General features: G+C 73.3%; 20 protein-coding genes. 10 read left to right on the plus strand and 10 right to left on the minus strand.

The genetic code is table 11. The features are described 5' to 3' along the window. The first annotated feature begins 19 nt into the window (after positions 1 to 19). Complete coding sequence (locus tag AB0J76_RS23840) at positions 20 to 1,213, plus strand: cytochrome P450 (RefSeq protein ID WP_352330224.1); 1,194 nt, start codon at positions 20 to 22, stop codon at positions 1,211 to 1,213. Here the strand turns inward: AB0J76_RS23840 and AB0J76_RS23845 are convergent. Next, a complete protein-coding gene (locus AB0J76_RS23845) occupies positions 1,173 to 3,422 on the minus strand; it encodes a hypothetical protein (protein WP_352330223.1) in 2,250 nt (749 codons plus the stop codon). The genes AB0J76_RS23840 and AB0J76_RS23845 overlap by 41 nt on opposite strands. A 176-nt stretch (positions 3,423 to 3,598) precedes the next feature. On the opposite strand from AB0J76_RS23845, the gene AB0J76_RS23850 reads away from it, so the two are divergent. From AB0J76_RS23850 to AB0J76_RS23865, 4 genes are all read left to right on the plus strand, one after another. Further along, the gene (locus AB0J76_RS23850) at positions 3,599 to 4,174 is read left to right on the plus strand and encodes a DUF2690 domain-containing protein (protein ID WP_352330221.1); all 576 of its coding nucleotides are present in this window, start codon (positions 3,599 to 3,601) and stop codon (positions 4,172 to 4,174) included. A gap of 60 nt (positions 4,175 to 4,234) precedes the next feature. Further along, a complete protein-coding gene (pulA, locus tag AB0J76_RS23855; protein ID WP_364390480.1) occupies positions 4,235 to 6,805 on the plus strand; it encodes a pullulanase-type alpha-1,6-glucosidase in 2,571 nt (856 codons plus the stop codon). Positions 6,806 to 6,961: 156 nt separating this feature from the next. Next, the gene (locus tag AB0J76_RS23860; protein WP_352330432.1) at positions 6,962 to 7,666 is read left to right on the plus strand and encodes a hypothetical protein; all 705 of its coding nucleotides are present in this window, start codon (positions 6,962 to 6,964) and stop codon (positions 7,664 to 7,666) included. 200 nt (positions 7,667 to 7,866) lie between these two features. Next, a complete protein-coding gene (locus tag AB0J76_RS23865; protein ID WP_364390481.1) occupies positions 7,867 to 8,589 on the plus strand; it encodes a VIT1/CCC1 transporter family protein in 723 nt (240 codons plus the stop codon). Positions 8,590 to 8,702: 113 nt separating this feature from the next. Here AB0J76_RS23865 and AB0J76_RS23870 read toward each other — a convergent pair whose 3' ends face one another. The 6 genes from AB0J76_RS23870 to AB0J76_RS23895 form a co-directional block, all read right to left on the minus strand. Further along, the gene (locus AB0J76_RS23870) at positions 8,703 to 9,341 is read right to left on the minus strand and encodes a LysE family translocator (protein WP_352331000.1); all 639 of its coding nucleotides are present in this window, start codon (positions 9,339 to 9,341) and stop codon (positions 8,703 to 8,705) included. Further along, positions 9,338 to 9,874: a hypothetical protein gene (locus AB0J76_RS23875; RefSeq protein WP_352331001.1), complete on the minus strand. Its 537-nt coding sequence runs from the start codon at positions 9,872 to 9,874 to the stop codon at positions 9,338 to 9,340. Before AB0J76_RS23875 ends, AB0J76_RS23870 begins: the two co-directional genes overlap by 4 nt. Positions 9,875 to 9,893: 19 nt before the next feature. After that, positions 9,894 to 10,250: a spore germination protein GerW family protein gene (locus AB0J76_RS23880; protein ID WP_352331003.1), complete on the minus strand. Its 357-nt coding sequence runs from the start codon at positions 10,248 to 10,250 to the stop codon at positions 9,894 to 9,896. A 27-nt stretch (positions 10,251 to 10,277) separates the two neighbouring features. Further along, positions 10,278 to 11,645, minus strand: a complete 1,368-nt coding sequence (gene zwf, locus AB0J76_RS23885) for a glucose-6-phosphate dehydrogenase (protein ID WP_364390482.1) — start codon at positions 11,643 to 11,645, stop codon at positions 10,278 to 10,280. A gap of 2 nt (positions 11,646 to 11,647) precedes the next feature. Then, complete coding sequence (pgi, locus tag AB0J76_RS23890) at positions 11,648 to 13,279, minus strand: glucose-6-phosphate isomerase (protein WP_352330060.1); 1,632 nt, start codon at positions 13,277 to 13,279, stop codon at positions 11,648 to 11,650. A gap of 136 nt (positions 13,280 to 13,415) precedes the next feature. Further along, positions 13,416 to 15,122, minus strand: coding sequence for an IlvD/Edd family dehydratase (locus tag AB0J76_RS23895; RefSeq protein ID WP_352330058.1), 1,707 nt, complete (start codon positions 15,120 to 15,122; stop codon positions 13,416 to 13,418). Positions 15,123 to 15,184: 62 nt separating this feature from the next. Between AB0J76_RS23895 and AB0J76_RS23900 the strand changes: the two genes are divergently transcribed. Next, positions 15,185 to 17,488 (plus strand): phosphoketolase family protein, encoded by a 2,304-nt coding sequence (locus AB0J76_RS23900; RefSeq protein WP_364390485.1) that lies wholly within the window; start codon positions 15,185 to 15,187, stop codon positions 17,486 to 17,488. Continuing rightward, on the plus strand, positions 17,464 to 18,642 hold the full coding sequence (locus AB0J76_RS23905; protein WP_352329080.1) for an acetate kinase: 1,179 nt from the start codon (positions 17,464 to 17,466) through the stop codon (positions 18,640 to 18,642). The genes AB0J76_RS23900 and AB0J76_RS23905 overlap by 25 nt, the downstream gene beginning before the upstream one ends. A gap of 7 nt (positions 18,643 to 18,649) precedes the next feature. On the opposite strand, the gene AB0J76_RS23910 is transcribed toward AB0J76_RS23905, so the two are convergent. The 3 genes from AB0J76_RS23910 to AB0J76_RS23920 all read right to left on the minus strand — a co-directional run bounded on the left by AB0J76_RS23910 (position 18,650) and on the right by AB0J76_RS23920 (position 21,296). Next, positions 18,650 to 20,074 (minus strand): PAS domain S-box protein, encoded by a 1,425-nt coding sequence (locus tag AB0J76_RS23910; RefSeq protein ID WP_364390487.1) that lies wholly within the window; start codon positions 20,072 to 20,074, stop codon positions 18,650 to 18,652. A gap of 40 nt (positions 20,075 to 20,114) precedes the next feature. Beyond that, positions 20,115 to 20,558, minus strand: a complete 444-nt coding sequence (locus AB0J76_RS23915; RefSeq protein WP_352329076.1) for an ATP-binding protein — start codon at positions 20,556 to 20,558, stop codon at positions 20,115 to 20,117. 93 nt (positions 20,559 to 20,651) lie between these two features. Further along, on the minus strand, positions 20,652 to 21,296 hold the full coding sequence (locus AB0J76_RS23920; protein ID WP_352329074.1) for a response regulator transcription factor: 645 nt from the start codon (positions 21,294 to 21,296) through the stop codon (positions 20,652 to 20,654). 246 nt (positions 21,297 to 21,542) lie between these two features. Here AB0J76_RS23920 and AB0J76_RS23925 point away from each other — a divergent pair, with 246 nt between their 5' ends. From AB0J76_RS23925 to AB0J76_RS23935, 3 genes are read left to right on the plus strand one after another with little or no spacing between them, the layout of a single operon-like run. After that, positions 21,543 to 22,025 (plus strand): cation:proton antiporter regulatory subunit, encoded by a 483-nt coding sequence (locus AB0J76_RS23925; RefSeq protein WP_352329073.1) that lies wholly within the window; start codon positions 21,543 to 21,545, stop codon positions 22,023 to 22,025. A gap of 6 nt (positions 22,026 to 22,031) precedes the next feature. Then, positions 22,032 to 23,192 (plus strand): cation:proton antiporter, encoded by a 1,161-nt coding sequence (locus AB0J76_RS23930; RefSeq protein ID WP_352329071.1) that lies wholly within the window; start codon positions 22,032 to 22,034, stop codon positions 23,190 to 23,192. Positions 23,193 to 23,209: 17 nt separating this feature from the next. Continuing rightward, positions 23,210 to 23,827 (plus strand): pentapeptide repeat-containing protein, encoded by a 618-nt coding sequence (locus tag AB0J76_RS23935; RefSeq protein ID WP_352329069.1) that lies wholly within the window; start codon positions 23,210 to 23,212, stop codon positions 23,825 to 23,827. Positions 23,828 to 23,868 lie beyond the last annotated feature (41 nt).

The following is a 23,868-nucleotide window of genomic DNA, read 5'->3' on the forward strand; positions in this document are numbered from 1 at the left end:
GCGCCGGACGATGGGACGCGTGGATCGACAGGCGCTCTACCGCGACCCGTACCCGCTCTACGCCCGTGCCCGCGCCGCCCCCGGGCTCACCTTCGTCGAGGAGCTGGACGCCTGGCTGGTGGCCCGGCACGACGACGTGCGCGAGGTGCTGTCCAGGCCGGACGACTTCTCCTCCCAGGGCGCCCTGCGGCCCGACGTGATCCCGAGCCCGCGGGCCTTCGCCGAGCTGGCCGGGGTGCCGGGCGGCGCGCCCGTGGTGCTGAGCACCGACGGCGAGGCGCACCGGCGCTACCGCAGGCCGCTCACCCGCGGCCTGTCGCCCGCCCGGGTGGCCGCCGCCCTGCCGTTCGTCACCGCCACTGCCGCCGGCCTGGTCACCGCGTTCGCCGAGGCGGGCGGGGGCGAGTGGATGTCCCGCTACGCCAGGCCGCTGCCCGCCGCCGTGATCGGCCACCTGCTGGGACTTCCCCCGGCCGACGTGCCCACCGCGATCAGGGGCGGCTCCCGGGCCGAGGACCTGCTGTTCACCCCGATGCCCGAGGACGAGCAGATCGCCGCCGCCCGCGACGTGGCCACGCTGCGGCGCCTGCTGGCCGCCCACGCCGCCCGTTCAGGCGGATCCGGCGACCTGACCGGCGAGGTGGTGCGCGGCCTGGCGCCCGGCCCCGGCGAGCCGACGGCCGTCCAGCGCGACGAGATCGCCTCCAACGTCGAGAACGTCATGCTCGCCGGGCATCTCACCACGACCGCGCTGCTCGGCTCGGTCGTGCACCGCCTGCTGCGCGACCGCCGCCAGTGGGAGCTGCTGTGTGCGAGCCCGGCCGAGCTGATCCCGGCCGCGATCGAGGAGGCCGCCCGGTACGAGGCGCCCGTCCAGGGCTTCCGCCGCCGCGTCACCAGGCCGCTCACGCTGGCCGGCACGCCCTTGGATGAGGGCTCGACGGTCTTCGTCTCCTTCGCCTCGGCCGGTCGCGACGAGGCGGTGCACGAGCGGCCCGACGTCTTCGACATCACCCGGCCGCGCGCCCGTCATCTGGCGTTCGGCCACGGCGTGCACGGCTGCCCCGGCGCGTACCTGGCCCGCGAGCAGCTCCGGGTGACGCTGGGGCTGCTGGTGGCCGAGCTGCCCGGCCTCCGGCTGGCCCGCGAGGACGTCGTGATGGCCGCCACGCTCATCCACCGCGCGCCCGAGGAACTCCATCTGACCTGGTGAGCCGGGCCAGGGTCTCCTCGTAGACCGGGTCGAGCCAGTAGTCGGAGTGCCAGCGCGCCTCGGGCAGCGGCTCGCCGGGCCCCGGCTGGAGCGGGTCCCAGCAGAACCGGTCGACGGTCTGCTCCCCCTCGCCCGCCGGACGCGGCCCGAACGGGTCGACCCGGCGGAAGACCGGCCCGCCGATGGGGTCGCTCAGCCGGTACAGGTTCGTCCAGCGGACGACGTCGCGCATCGCCGACAGGCCGGGGGTGCCGAAGTAGGCGGGGAAGAAGGCGGCGTACAGGCGGCGCAGCGGCGAGCCGTGGGTGAGCAGCCGGACGCGGGGCCGCAGCTCGGGCCGTACCTGGAGGACGAGCGCGGCGGTGAGCACGCTGCCCTGGCTGTGCCCGGACAGCACCACCTCGTCGCCGGCGGTCCTGGTCAGGGTCTTGACCCGGGCGAGCAGCTCGGGGATCACCCGCTCGGTGTAGCAGGGCGGCGCCAGCGGGTGGATGGCCCTGGGCCAGAAGGTCGAGACGTCCCACAGGATGCCGACCGTGCGGCGCAGCCGCGTGTCGCTGTAGGTGCGGCGGCCCAGCAGGACCAGACCCACGACGATCGCCGTCATGGCCCAGCTCCCGATCGAGGCCAGCAGCCCGGCCAGCCCGCCCACCGGGGCGAACAGGTGGAACCGGTAGATCACGGTCACCGCGCCGGAACCGGCCACGCCGATGCCGGTGAGCACGGCCAGCACGAGCCCGGCGCGGTCGGTGAGCGTGGCCAGCGCCCACTTGCCGGCCACGTCCCGGTCGTAGGCGCCGTAGTAGGGGGTCAGCTTCGGGGTGAGCGCGGCGGCGGCCGACCCGCGGGCCAGCCACAGCTCGGCCGCCACGGCGACGAAGCCGATCACCAGCAGCGGCACGAGCGCGGCCGTCCACCAGACCGGGTCGTCGAGGTAGAGCCTGCGGTCGACCGGACCGGGCTCGGCGACCGAGGCGGGCACGCCGAAGAACGTGGCGGTCCAGAACAGCAGGCCGAGGGCGAGCACGTTGGCGCTGCCGGCCGCCACCATCAGCGTGAACCAGGCCGCCATGCCGCACATCGCCCGCCGCTCGATCGGGTCGCCGGTCTCGGCCGGCCGGTCCATGCGGGCCAGGAGGAACGTCGCCACCAGGATGAACAGCCCGAGCCCGACCGTCAGCGCGAACTGGAACGCTCCAACGCCGATGCCGGGCAGCTGCCGCCCCGGCAGCGCGGGCGACATCCCGGCCAGGGCGGCGGCGATCGTGGCCACGAAAGCCAGCGGCCCGGCCACTCGCAGCGCCCGGCACGCGCGGGTGAGCCAGGGCGGGACCGCCTCGCCCGGCGCCAGCCGCCTGGCGATGCCGGGCAGCGCCGCCAGCACGGCGGCGGCGACCTGGACGGTGGCGTTGGCGGCCGTCAGCGCCAGCCCGCGCGGGTCGCCCACGAACGGCGCCGACACGGCCAGGCCGATCGACCCCAGCGCGAAGGCGACGTGCACGGCCCGCAACCGCCACACGGGCGCGCCACCGTGCCACAACCGCGGCCGGGCCAGCAACGGCCCGGGACGCGAGTCGCCGTCGGGCGGCAGACCGGTCTGCTCGTCGCGCTCCCAGGTGCGCCGCGCCAGCCACCACAGCAGCACGACCACCGCGAACGGCGCCAGCGCGGCGACGGCCAGCCGCCGCGACGGCTCGGCGCCCCACAACTCGCTCATCCAGTGGACCCAGCCGGGCGCGCTCTCGCGGGCGCAGGCCCGGCCGGCCGCGGTGCACTGCCAGCCGACGAGGTCGACGCTCGCCCGGGTGACCGCGCCCACGAGGGTGCCGGTGAGCAGCAGCGCGAACAGCCGCTGCGCCGCCTCGGCCACGTGCCGCAGGCGGGCGCCGGCCGGGGGCCTGGGAAGCATGAAGTAGGACAGGTTGGCCAGGGAGAAGGGCAGCAGGAGCAGCCAGAGGGCGATGGTCCTGCCGCCCGAGGTGAGGCCGCCCCAGGCGTAGGCCTCGCGGTGGCGGATGCCGGGCAGGTCGTCCTGCTCGCCGTCGGGCCGGCCGCCGGGCCACCAGCGGCGGTAGAAGCCGGTGGTGGCGTCACCGGCGATCTGGCGGGGGTGGGGATGGTTGAGGATGCTCGCCGGCGGGGTGCCGGAGACGCCGTGCACACGTAGTTCGGTCATGCCTCCGCAGGTGGGGTCCAGGAATCCGTCCATGAGCCCAGGATCACGCAAAGTCACTGATTACGCAAAGTAATGGCACGGTCACGCGAACGCGGGCGGGTTCTTCGGCCCTCTCCTGGCGGCTAGAGCCCGGTGGGGAAAGCCGCATTTCCGCACATCGGGGGCTAAGTGGGCGTACATCTGAAGCGAGGGCACCGAAGCGAGGCATCATGACGACGACGCTGCCGCAACAACATTCCTCGGGACCGGGCGACCAGATCCGCTCCGCGCGGATCAACGGCTGGTTCGCGGTGCTCGCGGCGGTGCTGGCGGCGGTGGTGACCTTCGCCGGCACGGTCGCCTACCAGGAGGCCGCCAAGGAACGCCAGGGCTGCGCCGCGACCCCGAGCCGCGAGAACTGCGACAAGAAGGACGCGAGCGTCACCGGCTGCGACAAGGACGCCGTCACCGTGCCGGGCGGCACCGCCGTGCGGACGGTCGCCGCCGGGCGGATGATCCTGGAGCTGCGCTGGAGCCGCACCTGCCAGACCCTGTGGGCACGCGTGCAGCCGCAGAACGACGTCTTCTATCTCCAGCCCTGGACGGAGCCCGACAGGAAGGACGCCACCCGTTTCTTCGCGGCAGGCGAGCGCACCCGGGGATGGCTGGAGTCGCCGATGGCCTTCAGCCCGGGCGGGAACGTCGCCGCCAAGGCGTGCTCCTTCGCCGGCCACGGCCGGGCGGACGTCGAATACGCCTGCACGGCCATGCTGATGCCCGACGGCACCGACGTCACCGAGAGCTAGGGCCGCCGCCCGGCGCGGCGTCCTCGCATGGGCCGCCGCCGGGCGGGCACCATGATCTACGTGACCGCGATCGGCGACGGCGAGGCGCGGGCCCACTGGATCGACAGGGAGACGGTCGTCTGGACGGTGGATCCGTCGCTGACGCACGCGCTGGCCTGCGCCCCGGCGGGCGGCATCGGCTGCCACGACGGCCGGCTGACCGGCCACGCCGTGACCGTCCCGCTCACGCCGGGCGCGCTGGACGACGTCCGGCGGCGGGCGTGGCCGCACCTGGCCGGCGGCACCGCGCTCAAGCTGCGCCCCGAGGACGCCGGGCGGGTGAAGGAGGCGCTGCGCGGTCAGGTGGTGGCCGTGGCCCACGACGGCTCCGGCGCGCTGGCCGCGGCGACCGGCGTGCAGATCCCGGGCGTGCTCGACGACGTCTACGCCGGGGCCGTGCGCGCCGGGCTCGGGCCGTCGGGACGGCTGCTGCCCCGGCTGGCCCTCTGGGCGCCCACCGCACGACGGGTGGAGCTGGCGCTCGGCGGCCGCCTGCACGCGATGCGGCTGGACGAGGAGACCGGCGTGTGGTCGATCCGCGGCCTGCCCACCTGGTACGGCAAGGACTACACCTACCGCGTCACCGTCTACTCCCCCGCCGCGGGCCGCGTCGTCACGAGGGAGGTCACCGACCCCTACAGCCTGGCCACCGCGCCCGACGGGGTCCGCAGCAGGCTGGTGAGCCTGGACGACCCCGCGCTCAAGCCGCCCGGCTGGGACCGCCTGGCCAAGCCCGCCCCGGTCCCGCTGGACCGGGCGGTCGTCTACGAGCTGCACGTACGCGACTTCTCCGCCTCCGACGCCACCGTGCCCGAGGAGCTGCGCGGCACGTACGCGGCCTTCGGCCACGACGGCGACGGCATGCGCGAGCTGCGCGCGCTGGCCGCGGACGGCCTCACCCACGTGCACCTGCTGCCGGTGTTCGACGTGGCCACGATCCCCGAGCGCCGGTCGGACCGGACCGAGCCCGGCTGCGACCTGGCCGCCCTGCCGCCCGACTCCGAACGGCAGCAGGAGATCGTGGCGCTCACCGCGGACCGCGACTCCTACAACTGGGGCTACGACCCGCTGCACTACACCGTCCCGGAGGGCTCGTACGCGACCGACCCGGACGAGCGGATCAGGGAGTTCCGCGCCATGGTCGCCGCGCTCAACGAGGCCGGGCTGCGCGTGGTCATGGACGTGGTCTACAACCACACCCACTCGGCGGACGTGCTGGACCCGATCGTGCCGGGCTATTACCACCGTCTGCTGGAGGACGGCTCCCTGGCCACCTCCACCTGCTGCGCCAACACCGCGCCCGAGCACGCCATGATGGGCCGGCTCGTGGTCGACTCGGTGCGCACCTGGGCCAGGCAGTACAAGGTGGACGGCTTCCGCTTCGACCTCATGGGCCACCACCCGAAGGCCAACATCCTGGCCGTGCGCGCCGCGCTCGACGCGCTCACCCCCGAGCGCGACGGCGTGGACGGCCGCTCGATCATCCTGTACGGCGAGGGCTGGAGCTTCGGCGAGGTGGCCGGCGACGCCAGGTTCGAGCAGGCCACGCAGGCCAACATGGCCGGCACCGGCATCGGCACGTTCGACGACCGGCTGCGGGACGCGGTGCGCGGCGGCGGCCCGTTCGACGCCGACCCGCGCGTGCAGGGGTACGGCTCCGGCCTGGCCGGCGCGCCCAACGGCGCGCCCGTCAACGGCTCGGAGGAGCAGCAGCGCGAGCGGCTGCGCCACTGCACCGAGCTGGTCATGCTGGGCCTGACCGGCGGCCTGCGCGACTACGTGCTGCCCTCGGGCCGCGCGGGCCGGGAGGTCGTGCACAACGGCGCCGCCGCCGGTTACGCCGCCCGGCCGGACGACGTCGTGTCGTACGTGGACGCGCACGACAACGAGACGCTGTTCGACGCGCTGGCCTACAAGCTGCCCGCGGGCACGCCGATGGCCGACCGGGTGCGCATGCAGGTGCTGTCGCTGGCCACGGTGCTGCTGGGGCAGGGGGCGGCGTTCGTGCACGCGGGCAGCGAGCGGCTGCGCTCGAAGTCGCTCGACCGCAACTCCTACGACTCCGGCGACTGGTTCAACCGGCTGCTGTGGGACTGCTCGGCGGGCAACGGGTTCGGCGCGGGCCTGCCGCCGCGGGCGGACAACGAGGCGGCCTGGCCGTACGCCCGGCCGCTGCTGGCGGACCCGGCGCTGCGTCCCGGCTGCGCGGCGATCGGGGCGGCGCGGGCGGCGTTCGGGGAGCTGCTGCGCATCAGGGCCTCGACGCCGGCGTTCGCGCTGGGCACGGCGGAGGAGGTGCGGCGGCGGCTGTCGTTCGCGGCCGGCGGCGAGGGCGTGATCGTGATGCGGGTGGACACCGCGGGGCTGGACCCGCGGTGGGACGCGGTGGTCGTGGTGCTCAACCCCACCCCGTCGCCCTGCACGCGGGCGCCGGGAGTGCCGCCGGGCCGGCGGGTGGCGCTGCACCCGGTGCAGGCGGCGTCGGCGGACGAGGTGGTCAGGCGGTCGTCCTACGACCCGGCGGCCGGCACGCTGACGGTTCCGGCCCGCACGGCCGCTGTTTTCGTCATAAATGCCGAAAATTCCTCATAAATTAAATTCTTTGGTGCCATAACCATGAATAGCGGTTGAGGAATGATCGCATCGCCTGAGGGAACCATTCCTGTGGAAGATGCCCGATCACTGGCTTTGACGCGCCCGACAGCGCAAACTGGCTGGACGGCGATCGCGTGGAGCATGGAGCACCCCGTGGACAATCACCTTGATCACATGCCGGTCCTGTCCCGCGGCAGGCATCGCAACCCGAAGCGCGGCGCCTGTTTCATGGAACTGGCGTCCTACCTGGCCGGCGAGCGGTGGAGCGACCACCCGGCCTGCACCCATCCGCTGCTGGCCGCACTCGCCCGCCTGGTCAACGACAACACCGGCGACGAGAGCCGCGCCCAACTGGTCGGGCTCGTGCCGTCCATCATCGGGCTGGCCGGCGACGACCTGCGGATCGACGCCCACATCGCGCTGCGCTGCGCGACCACGGCCCTGCCCGTCGCCGCCGCCGAGCGCCAGCTCGCGCTCGCGGTGTCGGTGCTGGCGGCCGAGGAGATGCTGGCCAGGCTCGACGGCGCGCCGTCCGGCCGGTTGAGCGAGCTGAGCCGCAGGGCGATGGAGCAGGTGCCGCACGCGGCCGAGCAGGCCAGGCGCTTCAGCCGGGCCGCCAAGATCACCGAGAAGGGCTTCCGCCGGTACGCGGCGCCCAACGCGGTGCAGCTCGCCGTGGTCGGCATCGTCCAGGCGTGCATCAAGGACCCCGACGCGCTGCTGCGCAGGCTGCTGGCGGACGCGATCGCCGACTGCGACGCGATCGTCAACGGCCCCAAGGCCGCCCGGTCCGCTCAGCCCGGTTCCGCTCACCCCGATCCCGCTGAGCCGGCTCCCGTCAGCCCGGCGCACGCCTGACCCCGTCCGCGTCCCTCCGGCTCCCGCGCGCCGCGGGTTCCGGGGGGACGTTCGCGTTCCCGTCCCCGAGCCTGTGGTCGCACGCGCACGCACAGTGACGCGGCGGGAAAACCGCAGATCAGGCTAGCCTCCCCTTCGTTGCGGATCATGCCGGAAGGGCCTAGATTCCGTGACGAACTGCCACTAAGGGGAGGATTGTCATGACGATCGAGCTTGCCCGGCCCTACTCTCCTGAGAAGCACCACAGCCACCGGGACGTCACCGGCGGCTGGTTGCGCCCGGCGGTGTTCGGGGCGATGGACGGGCTGGTCTCCAACGTGGCGCTCATCGCCGGCGTCGTGGGCGCCGCGGGCGCCGGGCGCGGCGCGGTGCTCGCCGGGTTCGCCGGCCTGGTCGCGGGGGCGTGCTCGATGGCGGCGGGCGAGTACACGTCGGTGCGGTCCCAGACCGAGCTGATGCGCGCCGAGATCGCCGTGGAGCGGCGCGAGCTGGCCCGCAACCCCGACGGCGAGCGGGCCGAGCTGGCCGCCCTGTACCGGTCGCGCGGCCTGGACGCCGACCTGGCCCGCCGGGTCGCCGAAGGGCTGTCGGCCGATCCTGAGCAGGCGTTGCGCGTGCACGTGCGCGAGGAGCTGGGCGTCGACCCCGACGACCTGCCCTCGCCCTACCTGGCGGCCGGCTCGTCGTTCCTCGCCTTCGCGGCGGGGGCGCTGGTGCCGCTGGCGCCGTTCCTGTTCGGGGCGTCGGGGTTGTTCCTGGCGCTGGCGCTGAGCATGGTGGCGCTGTTCGGGTTCGGCGCGGCGGTGGCCGTGATGACCGCGCGGCCGTGGTGGCTGGGCGGCCTGCGCCAGCTCGGGCTGGGCGCGGCCGCCGCCGCCGTCACCTTCGGCCTCGGCCACCTGCTCGGCGTCGCCGTCTCCTGACGCCGGCGCACCGCTCATGGCCGGACCGCCTCCTGACGCCGGCGCACCGCTCATGGCCGGGCCGTCTCCTGACGGGGCCGCGCACCGCTCGTGCCGGGCCGTCGAGGGGCCGCTCAGGGGCGGCTGGCGACGGCCAGGTTGACGCCGAGGCCGATGAGCGCGGCGCCGGTCAGCCCGTCCACGGCCTTGCGCACGCCGGGCCGGGCGAACACCCGGCGCAGCGTGCTCACCACGTTCGCCACCGTGAGGAACCAGACCATCGTGCCGGCCAGCGCGACCGCCGACAGCAGCAGCGTGTCGCCGAACGCGGCCCCCTCGCTCACGAAGTGCGGCACCAGGGCCACGAAGAACAGCGCGGCCTTGGGGTTGAGCACGTTGGTCAGCAGCCCTTCGGCGAAGGCCGCCCACGGGCCGCGGTCGGCGGGGGCGGGCAGGCCGAGGTCGAGCGGGCCGCCCTTGCGCAGGGCCGCGCGCAGCGCCTTGACCCCCAGGTAGAGCAGGTAGGCGGCGCCGACGACCTTGACCACGGTGAAGGCCGTGGCCGAGGCCGCCAGCAGCGCGGCCACGCCGGTGCCGGCGGCCATCACCCAGACGGCCACGCCCACGGCGATCCCGGCCGCCGCGGCCATGCCGTGCCACCGGCCGGACAGCGCCGAGCGGCGCACCACGACCGCGAAGTCGGGGCCGGGCGACATCGCCCCGACCATCACCAGGGCGCCGAACCCCACGGACTGCGTCAAAGAGGTCATCATGGCGTCCACCTTACGAGCACCCGGCCCTCGGGGATCAAGGTGGACCGCTCCCACGTCCAGCTCGGCACCGTGATCATCTCGGCCGGGTGGTCGAGCGGGACGGGCGTGTCCAGCAGGACGGAGTGCGACGTGAGCGGCAGCCCGCCTTCGGGGACGACGACGCTCGCCAGCGGGGTGCGCAGGCTGGGCCCGTCGGGCTCGTCCAGGTCGCTGGACACCCAGGTGGGCTCACCGGCGAAGAACGTGCACACCAGCGCCCCCGCCGGCGCCGCGCCGGAGTGGCGCAGGGCGCCGGCGGGCAGCCAGGCGTGCTCCCCCGGCAGGTACGCCACCCCCGACACCCGAAGCTCGCCCTCCAGCAGCACGAACTCCTCCCCCGCCAGGTAGTGGCCGCGGCCGGGACGGCTCCACCGGGGCGGGAAGCGGACCAGCGACGTGCCGCCGCCCAGCGGGGCGACCCGCACCGGCAGGTTGGAGCCGGGCAGCAGCGCCTCGTGGCCGGGCAGCCCCGCGTCGAGCAGATCGATGAGCACGTCAGATGATGTGCCCCGGTTACTTCCCGCGACGCCACTTCTTGAAGATGGTCCGGATCGTCAGCACCAGGGCGAGGCCGACGATCTGGCCGCCGAGCACGATCCGGTTGACGTCGACGGCCGGACGCCACTGCACGTCGCCGTCCTTGACGACGAACACCCCGGCGGGGGTGGCGCTGTAGCCGAAGCCGCCACCGCCGCCGCTGCCGATCTCCTCGCCCTTCTCGTCCCGGCCCTGCCCCTGACCGGCCCCGCCGCCCTGGGCGACCCGGGCGACGGGGATGACCAGGACGTCGCCGTGGTGGATCGGCTCACCGAAGACGCGCCTGACGGTGACGGCGTCCTTCGACTGCTCCAACAGCTCCTTGATGTCCATGGGCCCATCGTTCACCCGGATCGGCCGCTAGTCGAACGTGGTGGAGATCTCGTGCCAGCCGCCCGGCGGGATCCTCTCCGCCGGTTCCGGCCCCCAGGTGCCCTTCTGGTAAGGCAGCGGCTGGTCGGGCAGGTCGAGCAGCCTTCCCACGATCCGCCACGACTCCTCCACCAGGTCGAACCGGGCGAACCGCCGCGGATCGCCGCTGACGGCGTCGGTCAGGATGCGCTCGTAGGCGGCCTCCATCGGCCCGAGCACCTTGGTGAAGTCGACGCTCACCGGCACCGGGATCGTCCGCTGCCGGCCCGGCTCCTTGGCCAGCACGTCGAAGGTCACCCCGGCGTCGGGCTGCAGCCGGAACCTGATGAGGTTGGGCCCCGGCGGCACGTCGCCGCCGCGGAACATCGTCACCGGCGGCTTGCGCAGCTCGGCCACGATCTCCAGGTCGGTGGTGGGCAGCGCCTTGCCGGAACGGATGCACCAGGGCACGCCCGCCCACCGCCAGCTGTCGATGTAGAGCCGCATGGCGACGAACGTCTCGGTGGTGGAGCCGGGCCGGACGCCGGGGGTGTCGAGGTAGCCGTCGTACTGGCCGCGCACGACGTGGGCCGGGTCGACGGCCTGGACCGCGCGCAGCACCCGCCACTTCTCGTCGAGCTGGGCGCGGGCGTCCATGGACGGCGGCGGGTCCATGGCCAGGATGGCCAGCAGTTGCAGCAGGTGGTTCTGGACCACGTCGCGGACCGTGCCGTTGGCGTCGTAGAAGCCGCCGCGGTCGGCGACGTCGAAGTCCTCGGCCATGGTGATCTGCACGCTGCGCACGTAGTTCCGGTTCCACAGGGGTTCCAGCAGCATGTTGGCGAACCGGAACACCATGAGGTCCTCGACCGGCTCCTTGCCCAGGAAGTGGTCGACCCGCCGCAGGTGGTCCTCGTCGAAGTACTTCAGCAGCTCGTCGTTGAGCCTGCGCGCGGAGTCGAGGTCGTGCCCGAACGGCTTCTCCACCACGAGCCTGGCCTCGTGGTTGAGCCCGGCGCCGGCCAGCCCCTCGGCGACGACCGAGAACAGGGCGGGCGGCACCGCCAGGTAGTGGACGAGGAACCCCTTGCCCTCGACCTCCTGCCGCAACTTCGCGAACGTCCCGGGGTCGCGGTAGTCGCCCGCCACCAGCCGCAGGTTGCCGGCCAGCTTCTCGAACGCCGCGTCCTGGACGCCGCCGCACGCCTCGCGGGCGTGCTCGCGCAGCGCGTCGAGGTCCATGTCGGTCTTGGCGACGCCGATGATCGGCAGGTCGAGCCTGCCGTCGGCGGTCAGGTGGTAGAGCGCCGGGAGCAACATCTTGCGCGCGAGGTCGCCCGTGACGCCGAACAGGACCAGCGCGCCCGCCCGCCCCATCTCTAGGCCCGCCTTCCGCGCAGCTCGCGGTACCTGCGCACGAGTTGTTCGGTCGAGGAGTCGGGGAAGGTCTGCGGCGGCTCGTCTGAGGTGAGCGCGGGCGCCACGTCGAGCGCCATCTTCTTACCCAGCTCGACGCCCCACTGGTCGAAGGAGTCGACGCCCCAGATCGTGCCCTCGACGAACACGATGTGCTCGTAGAGCGCGACGAGCTGGCCCAGCGTGGACGGCGTGAGCTTGGTCGCCAGGATCGTCGAGGTGGGCCGGTTGCCCGGCATCACCTTGTGCGGCACGATCTCCGGCGGCGTGCCCTCGCCCGCGATCTCCTCGGCGGTCTTGCCGAAGGCCAGCGCGCTGGTCTGGGCCAGCAGGTTGGCGGTGAGCTGGTCGTGCATGCCCTCGCGGTCCTCGAACGGCTCGGCGAAGCCGATGAAGTCGGCCGGGACGAGCCGGGTGCCCTGGTGCAGGAGCTGGTAGAAGGCGTGCTGGCCGTTGGTGCCCGGCTCGCCCCAGAAGATCTCACCGGTCGGGACGGTCACCGGGCTGCCGTCGGCGCGCACCGACTTGCCGTTGGACTCCATGGTGAGCTGCTGGAGGTAGGCCGGGAAGCGGTGCAGCCGCTGGCTGTAGGGCAGCACGGCGCGGGTCTCGGCGCCGAAGAAGTCGGTGTACCAGATGCCGAGCAGGGCCATCAGGACCGGCATGTTGGCGTTGAAGGGCGCGGTGCGGAAGTGCTGGTCCATGCTGTGGAAGCCGGACAACATCTCACGGAACCGGTCCGGCCCGACGGCGATCATCAGCGACAGGCCGATGGCGCCGTCGAAGGAGTAGCGGCCGCCCACCCAGTCCCAGAAGCCGAACATGTTGTCGGTGTCGATGCCGAACTCGGCGACCTTCCCGGCGTTGGTGGAGACGGCCACGAAGTGCTTGGCGACCGCGTCCTCGCCGAGCGCCTCGACCAGCCAGGACCGGGCGACCCTGGCGTTGGTCAGCGTCTCCAGCGTGGTGAAGGTCTTGGAGGCGACCACGAACAGCGTGGTGGCCGGGTCGAGGTCGCGCAGGTTGCCCAGGATGTCGGCGGGGTCGATGTTGGAGACGAACCTGGCCTCGACGCCGGCGTCCACGTAGTCGCGCAGCGCCTCGTAGGCCATGGCCGGGCCGAGGTCGGAGCCGCCGATGCCGATGTTGACCACGGTCCTGATCGGCTGGCCGGTGGCGCCCTTCCACTCCTTGGACCTGACGCGGTCGGCGAAGGCGCTCATCTTGTCCAGCACCGCATGCACGTCGGCCACGACGTCCTGGCCGTCGACGACCAGCTTGGCGTTCTCCCGCATGCGCAGCGCGACGTGCAGGACGGCGCGGTCCTCGCTCACGTTGATGTGCTCGCCGCCGAACATCGCGGCGATGCGCTCGCGCAGGCCCACCCGCTCGGCCAGGGCCACCAGCAGGTCGATCGTCTCCTGGGTGGCGCGGTGCTTGGCGTAGTCGAGGTAGAGGTCCCCGGCGCTCACCGTCATCCGCCCGGCCCTGCCCGGGTCCTCCGCGAACAGCTCACGAAGCTGCTTTCCCGCCAGCTCCTCGTGATGCTTGCCCAGAGCCGCCCACTCCTGGCTCTGGCTGATGTCGCCGTTCACCGCTTCCTCCTCATACGTCGTCAAACCTGATCACATCGTCCCGCACTCGCGGGAGATCCGCTGAGCCGGGCTACCGTCAGGGAACCCCGTACCCCACGGGGAAGATTCCGCGCACGGCGCCGGGCACTCTTTGCTTTCAGTGGGACTCCCGGCCGGGCGCGTCGCCGGAGGAGCCCGTCAGGAAGTCGAGGTCGGCGCCGAGGTGTGCCTGGGTGACGTGGTCGACGTACAGGCGCTCCCAGCCGCGGGCCGGCCGGGCGTGGCCGGTCATGACCGGCTCCCTGGCGGCCAGCTCGGCCTCCGGGACGTCGACGTCGAGCCTCCTGGCGGCCACGTCCAGCACGATCGGGTCGCCGGTGCGCACCCGCGACAACGGGCCGCCGGCCGCCGCCTCGGGCGAGGCGTGCAGGACGACCGTGCCGTACGCGGTGCCGCTCATCCGGGCGTCGCTGACCCGCACCATGTCGCGCACGCCCCTGGCCAGCAGCTTGCGCGGCAGCGGCAGGTTGCCGACCTCCGGCATGCCCGGGTAGCCCCTGGGGCCGCAGCCGCGCAGCACCAGCACCGAGGTCTCGTCGACGTCGAGGCCGGGCGAGTCGAGCCGGGCCCTGGCGTCCTCGACGCCGTCGAAGACGATCGCCCTGCCGCGGTGGCGCAGCAGCTCCGGCGAGGCGGCCGCGGGCTTGATCACGGCGCCGTCGGGTGCGAGGTTGCCGCGCAGCACGGCGATGCCCGCGTCTGGCAGCAGCGGGTCGGAGCGCCGCCGGATCACGGTGTCGTCCCAGATCTCCGCGCCGGCCAGGTGCTCGGCCAGCGGCCTGCCGGTGACGGTGATCGCCGCGGGGTCGAGCAGGTCCTCGACCTCCCGCAGCAGGGCGGCCAGGCCGCCCGCCCGGAACAGGTCGTCCATCAGGTGACGGCCGGCGGGCTGGAGGTCGGCCAGCAGCGGCACGCCCGAGCCGGCCCGGTCGAAGTCGTCGAGGCTCAGCTCGACGCCGAGCCGCCCGGCGATGGCCAGCAGGTGCACGACCGCGTTGGTGGAGCCGCCGATCGCGGCCAGCGTCACGATGGCGTTGAGGAAGGAGGCCCTGGTCATGACGTGGCTGGGGCGGCGGCCCGCGCGTACCAGCTCGACGGCCAGCCGGCCGCTGTCGTGCGCGCGTTCCAGCAGGCGGCTGTCGGGGGCCGGAGTGCCGGCCGTGCCGGGCAGCGTCATGCCGAGCGCCTCGGCCATGCAGGCCATGGTGGAGGCGGTGCCCATCGTGTTGCAGTGGCCGCGGCTGCGGATCATGGACGACTCCGAGGCGAGGAACGCCTCGCGGGAGAGCGTGCCGGCCCGCACCTCCTCGCTGAGCCGCCACACGTCGGTGCCGCAGCCGAGCGGCACGCCGCGGAAGTGCCCGGTCAGCATGGGCCCGCCGGGCACGACGAGCGCCGGCAGGTCGACCGAGGCGGCGGCCATGAGCAGCGCCGGGACGGTCTTGTCGCAGCCGCCGAGCAGCACCACGCCGTCGATCGGGTTGGCCCGCAGCAGCTCCTCCGCGGCCATGGCGGCCAGGTTGCGCCAGAGCATGGCGGTCGGGCGCACGTTCGTCTCGCCCAGCGACAGGACGGGCAGGTCGAGCGGCACGCCGCCGGCCGCCCACACGCCGTCCATGACGCTGCGGGCGACCTCGTCGAGGTGGGAGTTGCAGGGCGCGAGGTCGGAGGCGCTGTTGGCGATCGCGATGTGCGGCCGCTCGCCCTCGAACGCCTCGCGCGGCAGGCCGCGGCGCATCCAGGCCCGGTGGATGTAGGAGTTCCTGTCGTCACCGGAGTACCAGCGGGAACTGCGCAGCGCCATGTGACGGCACATTATCGGCAGCCCGGGGATTCAGCACCGCCTGCGGAGGAATGGGCAGGGGCATGGACCACATAGACGCGTACTGGCGGGCGGCCAACTACCTGTCCGTCGGGCAGATCTACCTGCTGGACAACCCGCTGCTGACCGAGCCGCTGCGCCCCGAGCACATCAAGCCGCGCCTGCTCGGCCACTGGGGCACCACCCCGGGGCTCAACTTCTGCTTCGCCCACCTCAACCGGGTGATCTCCGAACGCGACCAGGACATGATCTACATCGCCGGTCCCGGCCACGGCGGGCCCGCCGCCGTCGCGCACGCCTGGCTTGAGGGCTCCTACACCGAGCGTTATCCGGACGTCTCGCAGGACGTCGAGGGCATGCGGCGGCTGTTCCGCCAGTTCTCCTTCCCCGGCGGCATCCCCAGCCACGTCGCGCCCGAGACGCCCGGCTCCATCCACGAGGGCGGCGAGCTGGGCTACTCCCTCGCCCACGCCTACGGCGCCGCGTTCGACAACCCCGGACTGGTGGTGGCCTGCGTCATCGGCGACGGCGAGGCCGAGACCGGCCCGCTGGCCGCGAGCTGGCATTCCAACAAGTTCCTCGACCCCCGGCGCGACGGCGTCGTGCTCCCCATCCTGCACCTGAACGGCTACAAGATCGCCAATCCCACCGTGCTGGCCCGCATCCCCGAGCAGGACCTGTTCAAGCTCATGGAGGGGTACGGCTACCGCCCCCACCTGGTCGGCCCCTCGCACGAGGAGATGGCCGCCACCCTCGACACCGTCTTCGACGAGCTGGCCGAGTACAAGGACGGCCAGGACCGGCGGCTGCCGATGATCGTCCTGCGCACGCCGAAGGGCTGGACCGGCCCGCGCGAGGTGGACGGCAAGCCGGTCGAGGGCACCTGGCGGGCCCACCAGGTGCCGCTGGCCGGGGTCCGGGAGAACCCGGCGCACCTGGCGATGCTGGAGGAGTGGATGCGCTCGTACCGGCCGCAGGAGCTGTTCGGCTCCGACGGCAGGCCGGTCGAGGAGGTGCTGGCGACGGTGCCGCGGGGGCCGCTGCGGATGAGCGCCAACCCGCACGCCAACGGCGGCGAGCTGCTGCAGCCGCTGCGGCTGCCGGACTTCCGCCGGCACGCCGTCGAGGTCAAGTCCCCGGCCGCGCAGCTGACCGAGCCGACGCGGGTGCTCGGCGGGTTCCTGCGCGACGTGATCGCCGGCAACCCGCGCAACTTCCGGCTGATGGGCCCCGACGAGACCGCCTCCAACCGGCTGCAGGACGTGTTCGAGGTCACCGACCGGGCGTGGGAGGCCGAGCTGCTGCCCACGGACGAGAACCTGGCCCCCGGCGGCCGGGTGATGGAGGTGCTGAGCGAGCACCTGTGCCAGGGCTGGCTGGAGGGCTACCTGCTGACCGGCCGGCACGGCCTGTTCAACTGCTACGAGGCGTTCATCCACATCATCGACGCCATGTTCAACCAGCACGCCAAGTGGCTGGAGTCGTCGCAGAAGATCTCGTGGCGGCGGCCGGTGGCGTCGCTGACGTACCTGCTGTCGTCGCACGTGTGGCGGCAGGACCACAACGGCTTCAGCCACCAGGACCCCGGCTTCCTGGACGTGGTCGTCAACAAGAAGGCGTCGGTGGTGCGGGTCTACCTGCCGCCGGACGCCAACACCCTGCTGTCGGTGGCCGACCACTGCCTGCGCTCGCGCGACTACGTCAACGTGATCGTGGCGGGCAAGCAGCCGGTGCTGGACCTGTTCACGATGGAGGAGGCGATCGCGCACAACACGCGCGGCCTGGGCATCCTGCCGTGGGCCTCCACCGACCAGGGCAGCGAGCCGGACGTGGTGCTGGCCTGCGCGGGCGACGTGCCGACCCAGGAGACGCTGGCCGCCGCGGCGCTGCTGCGCGAGCACCTGCCGGAGCTGAAGGTGCGCGTCGTCAACGTGGTGGACCTGATGCGGCTGCAGCCGCGGTCGGAGCATCCGCACGGCATGCCGGACGCCGAGTTCGACACGCTGTTCACCGTGGACCGGCCGATCATCTTCAACTTCCACGGCTACCCCTCGCTCATCCACCAGCTCGCCTACCGCCGCACCGGGCACGCCAACATGCACGTGCGCGGCTACAAGGAGGAGGGCACCACGACCACGCCGTTCGACATGGCCATGCTCAACGACATCGACCGCTACCACCTGGTCATCGACGTCATCGACCGGGTGCCGGGGCTCGGCTCCAAGGCCGCGCACCTGCGCCAGCGGATGAGCGACGCGCGGCTGCGGGCCCGCGCCCACACCAGGGAGCACGGCGAGGACCCGGCGGAGATCAGGTCGTGGACATGGCCGGCCGAATTCTCGTCCTGAACACCGGCTCCTCCTCCATCAAGTACGAGCTGGTGGACGTGCGCACCCGCGAGCGTCCGGCGCGCGGGCTGGTGGAGCGCATCGGCGAGGAGCGCGGGCGGCTGACGCACCACGCCGGCAGCGGGCCGCCGTACGTGCGGGAGGAGCGGTTCCCCGGGCACGCCGAGGGGCTGGCGGCGATGCTGGAGGCGTTCCAGCGGGCCGGGCCGGGGCTGGAGCCGGTCGCCGTCGGGCACCGGGTCGTGCACGGCGGCACCCGCTTCACCGGCCCGGCGCTCGTGGACGACGAGGTGATCGCCGCGATCGAGGAGCTGGCGCCCCTCGCGCCGCTGCACAACCCGGTGAACCTGGCGGGGATCCGGGTGGCGCGGGCGGCGTTCCCCGGGGTGCCGCAGGTGGCGGTGTTCGACACGGCGTTCCAGCTCACGCTGCCGCCGCAGGCGTACACGTACGCGGTGCCGCGGGCCTGGCGGGAGCTCGGCGTGCGGCGCTACGGCTTCCACGGCACCTCCTGCGCCTACGTCTCCCGCCGCGCCGCCGCCCTCCTCGGCCGCGACCTGGCCGGGCTCGACCTCGTCGTGCTGCACCTGGGCAACGGCGCCAGCGCGACGGCGATGTCCGGCGGGCGCAGCGTGGACACCTCCATGGGGCTGACCCCGCTGGAGGGGCTGGTGATGGGCACCCGTTCCGGCGACGTGGACCCCGCGATCGCCGGCTACCTGGCGCGGGTGCGCGGCATGGGCGGCGAGGAGGTGGAGCGCGCGCTCAGCCGCGAGGGCGGCCTGCGCGCCCTGGCCGGGACGCTCGACATGCGCGAGGTGCGGGCCCGCGGCGACGAGGAGGCCCGGCTGGCCCTGGAGGTCTACACCCGGCGCATCCGCAAGTACGTCGGCGCGTACTACGCCCTGCTCGGCCGCCTGGACGCGATCGTGTTCACCGGCGGCGTCGGCGAGCACGACGCGGCCACCCGCGCGGAGTCCCTGGCCGGGCTCGACCGGCTCGGCATCACCGTGGACCCCGCGCTGAACGCGGCCGGCCCGGCCGGGGAGCGGGCGGTCTCGCCGCCGGGCGCGGAGGTGGCGGTGCTGGTCGTGCCCACGGACGAGGAGTGGGAGATCGCCCGCCAGGCCGTGGAGGTGCTCCCCCGCCGGTGAGCGGCGGTCAGGCGTGCGGGACGGCCGGCACCCAGAAGTCCACGGTGGTCCCGGCCCCCGGCCGGTCGGTCAGGCTCCACCAGCCGCCCGCGATCTCGGCCCGTTCGCGCATCTCGATCAGCCCGAAGTGGCGCAGCGGCCCCTCGGCGCCCGGCGGCAGCCCGGTGCCGTCGTCGGCGACGCGGACGTGCACGCCGCGGTCGAGCGAGACCAGCGAGAGCCTGATCGAGGTGGCGCGGGCGTGCTTGCGCACGTTCGTGATCGCCTCCTGGCAGATCCGGAAGATGGTGACGGCGGCCTCGGGCGGCGGGTCGGCGTCGAGGCGGTGGTCGATCTCGAACGACAGCCCGGTGCCGGCCGTCACCTGCCGCAGGTAGCCGGCCAGGCCCTCGACCAGGCCCTCCTCGTCGAGAGCCGGTGGGCGCAGCTCGAAGGTCAGGTCGCGCAGGCGGGCGACGGCCGCCTCGACGGCCTCGCCGATGCCGCGCACCTCGGCGGCCTGCTCACCGCCGAGGCCGCTCTCCATCGCGCGCAGGCGCATGCCGACGGCGACCATGGACTGGATCGTGTCGTCGTGCACGTCGTAGGCGATGCGCCGGCGTTCGACCTCCTGGGCGCGGACCAGGTGGGCCAGCAGCATGCCGCGTTCGTCGAGGGCGCGGGCCACGTTGCGGCGCTCGGTCAGGTCGCGGGTGACCTTGCCGAACCCGCGCAGCTCGCCGCGCTCGTCGTGCAGGGCGGTGATGACCACGCTGGCCCAGAACCTGGTGCCGTCCTTGCGGACGCGCCAGCCCTCCTCCTCCCACCGGCCGTCGGCGACGGCGACCTCCAGCTCCATGGCGGGCTTGCCGGCCGCGACGTCCTCGGGCGGGTAGAAGACCGAGAAGTGGCGGCCGATGATCTCCTCGGCCCGGTAGCCCTTGATGCGCTCGGCGCCGGCGTTCCAGCTGACGATCCGGCCCTGGGCGTCGAGCATGAAGATGGCGTAGTCGACGACGTTCTGGACCAGCAGGCGGAAGCGCTCCTCGCTGTCGCGCATCGCCTGCTCGGCCAGGCGGCGCTCGGTCAGGTCGCCGGTGACCTTGCCGAACCCGCGCAGCAGGCCCCGCTCGTCGCGCAGGGCGGTGATGACCACGCGCGCCCAGAACCGGGCGCCGTCCTTGCGGACGCGCCAGCCCTCGTCGGCCACCCGGCCGGCCGCCGCCGCACGGCCCAGCAGTTGTTCCGGACGACCGGCCGCGACGGCCTCGGGCGGGTAGAAGACCGAGAAGTGGCGGCCGATGATCTCCTCGGCCCGGTAGCCCTTGATGCGCTCGGCGCCGGCGTTCCAGCTGGTCACATGGCCCGCGGGGTCGAGGAGACAGATCGAGTAGTCGACGACGCTGCGGACGAGCAGCTGGATGTCCTCTGACTGCCTGTCTTGACCGGGCATACTGCAGCTTCGCACGGCCCGGCGGAAGACCGAAACTCGATCATGCCCTGGAGCGCTCCTGGGCGAGCGCGACGACGTGGGGCGCCAGCTCGCACCACACCACCTTGCCGCCCTCTCCGTCGCCCTCGGCTCCGTCCCCCTCGGGGCGGGAGACGCCCCAGCCGGTGGACAGCAGCTCGACGACGCGCAGGCCCCAGCCGTTGTCCGGCCCGGGCTCGCGCGGCACGGGCAGGCGGGGGCCGCGGTCGCGCACCTCGATCCGCACGTGGGAGGGGGTGCAGCGGATGCGTAAGGCGGGCGGGCCGTCGCCGTGGACGAGCGCGTTGGTCACCAGCTCGGAGACCACGAGCAGGACGTCCTCGCGGCGTCCGCGATAGCCGCACTCGGCCAGCACCTCACGTGCTCTCTGACGGGCCGCGGTGATGCTGCCCATCTCTTCCGGGAGCTGGGTGTCCACCTGGTACGGCGCAGCGAAACTGCCCATCCTCCTACTGTCGGGCAGTACAGGACTGATCACGAGACGCAGCGGAACCACCTCTTCCGGTACGGATGAGGGACGCCGTCTGGTGCATCTGCGTCAGTCGAGCAGCCCTTCCCGGCGCGCGACGGCCACGGCCTCCAGCTTGGACCGGGCCCCGAGCTTTTCCAGGACGTGCTGGACGTGGTTGCGCGCGGTGTTGCGGGCCACGCCGAGCCGCGTGCCGATCTCATCCGTGCTCGCCCCTTCGGCCAGCAGCCGCAGCGTCTCGCGCTCGCGCGCGGTCAGCGCCGCACTCAGGCTGCGCACCCGGCCGGTCAGCCGGTCGAGCACGCCGGGCAGCAGGCCGGGCGCGAACACCACGCCGCCGGCGGCCACCTCGCGCACCGCCGACTCCAGCTCCTCCAGCCTGGACGACTTCACCAGCAGGCCCGCCCCGCCCGCCTCCACCACCCGCGCGGCGACGGAGGCGGTGGCCTCCCCGGTCAGCACCAGCACCCGGGCCGCGGGCGCGACCGCCGCGAACCGGCCGATCGCCTCGACGCCGTCGCCGTCGGGCAGCCGCCGGTCGAGCACCACGACGTCGGGCCGGCGGTGGGCGGCCTCGGCGAGGGCGGCGGCGACCGTGCCCGCCTGCGCCACCACCTCGATGCCCGGCGCCCGGCCGAGCGCCTGGCCGATGGCCTCGGCCACCATCGCGTGGTCCTCCACGAGCAGCAGCCGGATGGGGGAAGTGGTCGGCATCGCTTCGTCTCGCCCTCCCGCGGCAACATCCCCGGCATTTTCCCACCCGCGTCCCGCCCGCGCCGCCCGTTCCCGCGCGGGCCGTTCCCGCGCGGGCCGTTCCCGCGCGGGCCGGGCGGGGGACGCGGCGGGCAGCCGGCGGGCACCGGACGGCGTGCAACGGCGGGATACGAGGAGGTCAAGCGGGCGGAGACCGTTGGTAGTGTTGTCCAGAAATATGCGTATTTTTTGGGATGGGTGGGATAGGTGGAGGTAGAGCAGACAGCGTTGCCGGGGATCGGGCTTCGGCACGACTTCACCACCCGCGCCGGCCAGCGGGTAGGCATCGTCTCGCACCGCACCGGCCGTCGCGACCTGGTGATCTACGACAAGGACGACCCCGACCGCGCCTGTCAGACGGTCAAGCTGAACGACGAGGAGGCCGACGCCCTGGCCGAGCTCCTCGGCGCCCCCCGCATCGTGCAGCGGCTCAACCAGCTGCACCAGCAGGTCGAGGGCCTGGTCAGCGTCCAGCTCCCCATCCCGTCCGGCTCCCCCTACGCCGGGCGCACCATGGGCGAGGCCCGGGTCAGGACCCGTACCAGCGCCTCGATCGTCGCCGTGGTCCGCGGCGGCCAGGTGTTCGCCAGCCCCGGCCCCGACTTCGTCTTCCGCGAGGGCGACGTCGTGGTCGTGGTGGGCAGCGCGGACAGCACCGCGGAAGTCGCCGGCATCCTGGCTGACGGGTAACCGCGGGTGCACGAAACCGCAGTCATCTTTCTCGAGTTCGGTGCTGTTCTACTGGGTCTGGGGGTTCTGGGCGCGCTCGCGCTGCGCGGCGGCATCTCCCCCATCCCGCTCTACCTGATCGCCGGTCTGGCGTTCGGCACGGGCGGCGTGCTGCCGCTGGCGACCAGCGAGGAGTTCATCTCGGTCGGCGCGGAGCTGGGCGTCGTCCTGCTGCTGCTGACGCTCGGCCTGGAGTACAACGCCGACGAACTGGTCACCAGCCTCACGAGCAACGCGCGGGCCGGCATCGTCGACCTCGTGCTGAACGCCGCCCCCGGCGCGATCTGCGCCTTGCTGCTGGGCTGGGGGCCGGTCGCGGCGGTGGCCATGGCGGGCGTCACCTACGCCACCTCCTCCGGCATCACCGCCAAGGTGCTGTCCGATCTGGGCTGGATCGGTAACAGGGAGACGCCGACGGTGTTGTCCCTGCTGGTGTTCGAGGACCTGACCATGGCGGTCTACCTGCCGGTCCTCACCACGTTGCTGGCCGGCCTGAGCCTGGTCAGCGGGGCGATCTCGGTCGGCATCGCGCTCGGCACGGTGAGCGTCGTGCTCGTCGTGGCGCTGCGCTTCGGGCGCTTCATCGAGGCGTTCGTGTCGAGCCCCAACTCCGAGGTGCTGCTGCTGAAGGTGGTCGGGCTGGCGCTGCTGGTGGCCGGGCTGGCCCAGCAGCTGCAGGTCTCGGCGGCGGTCGGCGCGTTCCTGGTCGGGATCGCGCTGTCGGGGCAGCTCGCGCACGACGCGCAGGCGCTGCTCGCGCCGCTGCGCGACCTTTTCGCGGCGGTGTTCTTCGTCTTCTTCGGGTTCCAGACCGACCCGGCGAAGATCCTGCCGGTGGCGGGGCTGGCCGCGCTGCTGGCGCTGGTGAGCATGGTGACCAAGCTCCTGACGGGCGCGTACGCGGCCAGACGGGCGGGCATCGGCAAGGCCGGTCAGGCACGGGCGGGCATCGCCCTCATCCCGCGCGGCGAGTTCAACATCGTCATCGCGGGCCTGGCGGTGGGCGCCGGGGCCCATCCCGACCTCGGGGCCCTGGCGGCGGCGTACGTGCTGATCCTGGCGGCGTTCGGGCCGCTGGCGGCCAAGCTCGTCCAGCCGCTCATCACGGCCATCGCGAACAAGGCGTGATCCGCTAGTTTGTTCGCATGGCCGACCGTAAGCACGGGGTGCCCGCGCCCCCGATCGAGACGACGATCCACGCCGACGACTGGGACAGGACGGAGATCGCCGGTGAGACCTTCCACCGGGTCCTGTTCCAGGGCGTCGACCTGACCGAGCTGGTCGACCAGGGGGCCTCGTTCGAGGAGTGCACGTTCAGGAACGTGCGGCTCAACGTCTCCACCCACGAGGACGCGCGCTTCCTCAACTGCCTGTTCAGCCGGTGCTCCCTGTTCGACGCCACGTTCAGGGGGTGCAAGCTGACCGGCAGCATGTTCGACGGCTGCACCTTCGGGCTGCTGAAGGTCGACGGCGGCGACTGGTCCTACACCGGGCTGCCCGGCGCCGACCTGCGCGGCAGCGCCTTCCACGGCGTCCGGCTGCGCGAGGCCGACCTGACCGGGGCCCGGCTCGCCGGGGCCGAGCTGCGCCGGGCCGACCTGTCGGGGGCCTGGCTGCACGGCGCCGACCTCACCGGCTGCGACCTGCGCGGCAGCGACCTGAGCACGCTCGACCCGCACACGGTCACGCTCAAGAAGGCGGTCATCGACCCCTTCCAGGCCACGGTCATCGCCGAGGCGCTGGGCCTGGAGGTCCGCTCCTGAGGCCCCGGGTCATGGAGCTCCGTTCCTGAGGCTCTGGGCCT

The organism is Nonomuraea sp. NPDC049624, from assembly GCF_040675255.1.
Lineage (GTDB): Bacteria > Actinomycetota > Actinomycetes > Streptosporangiales > Streptosporangiaceae > Nonomuraea.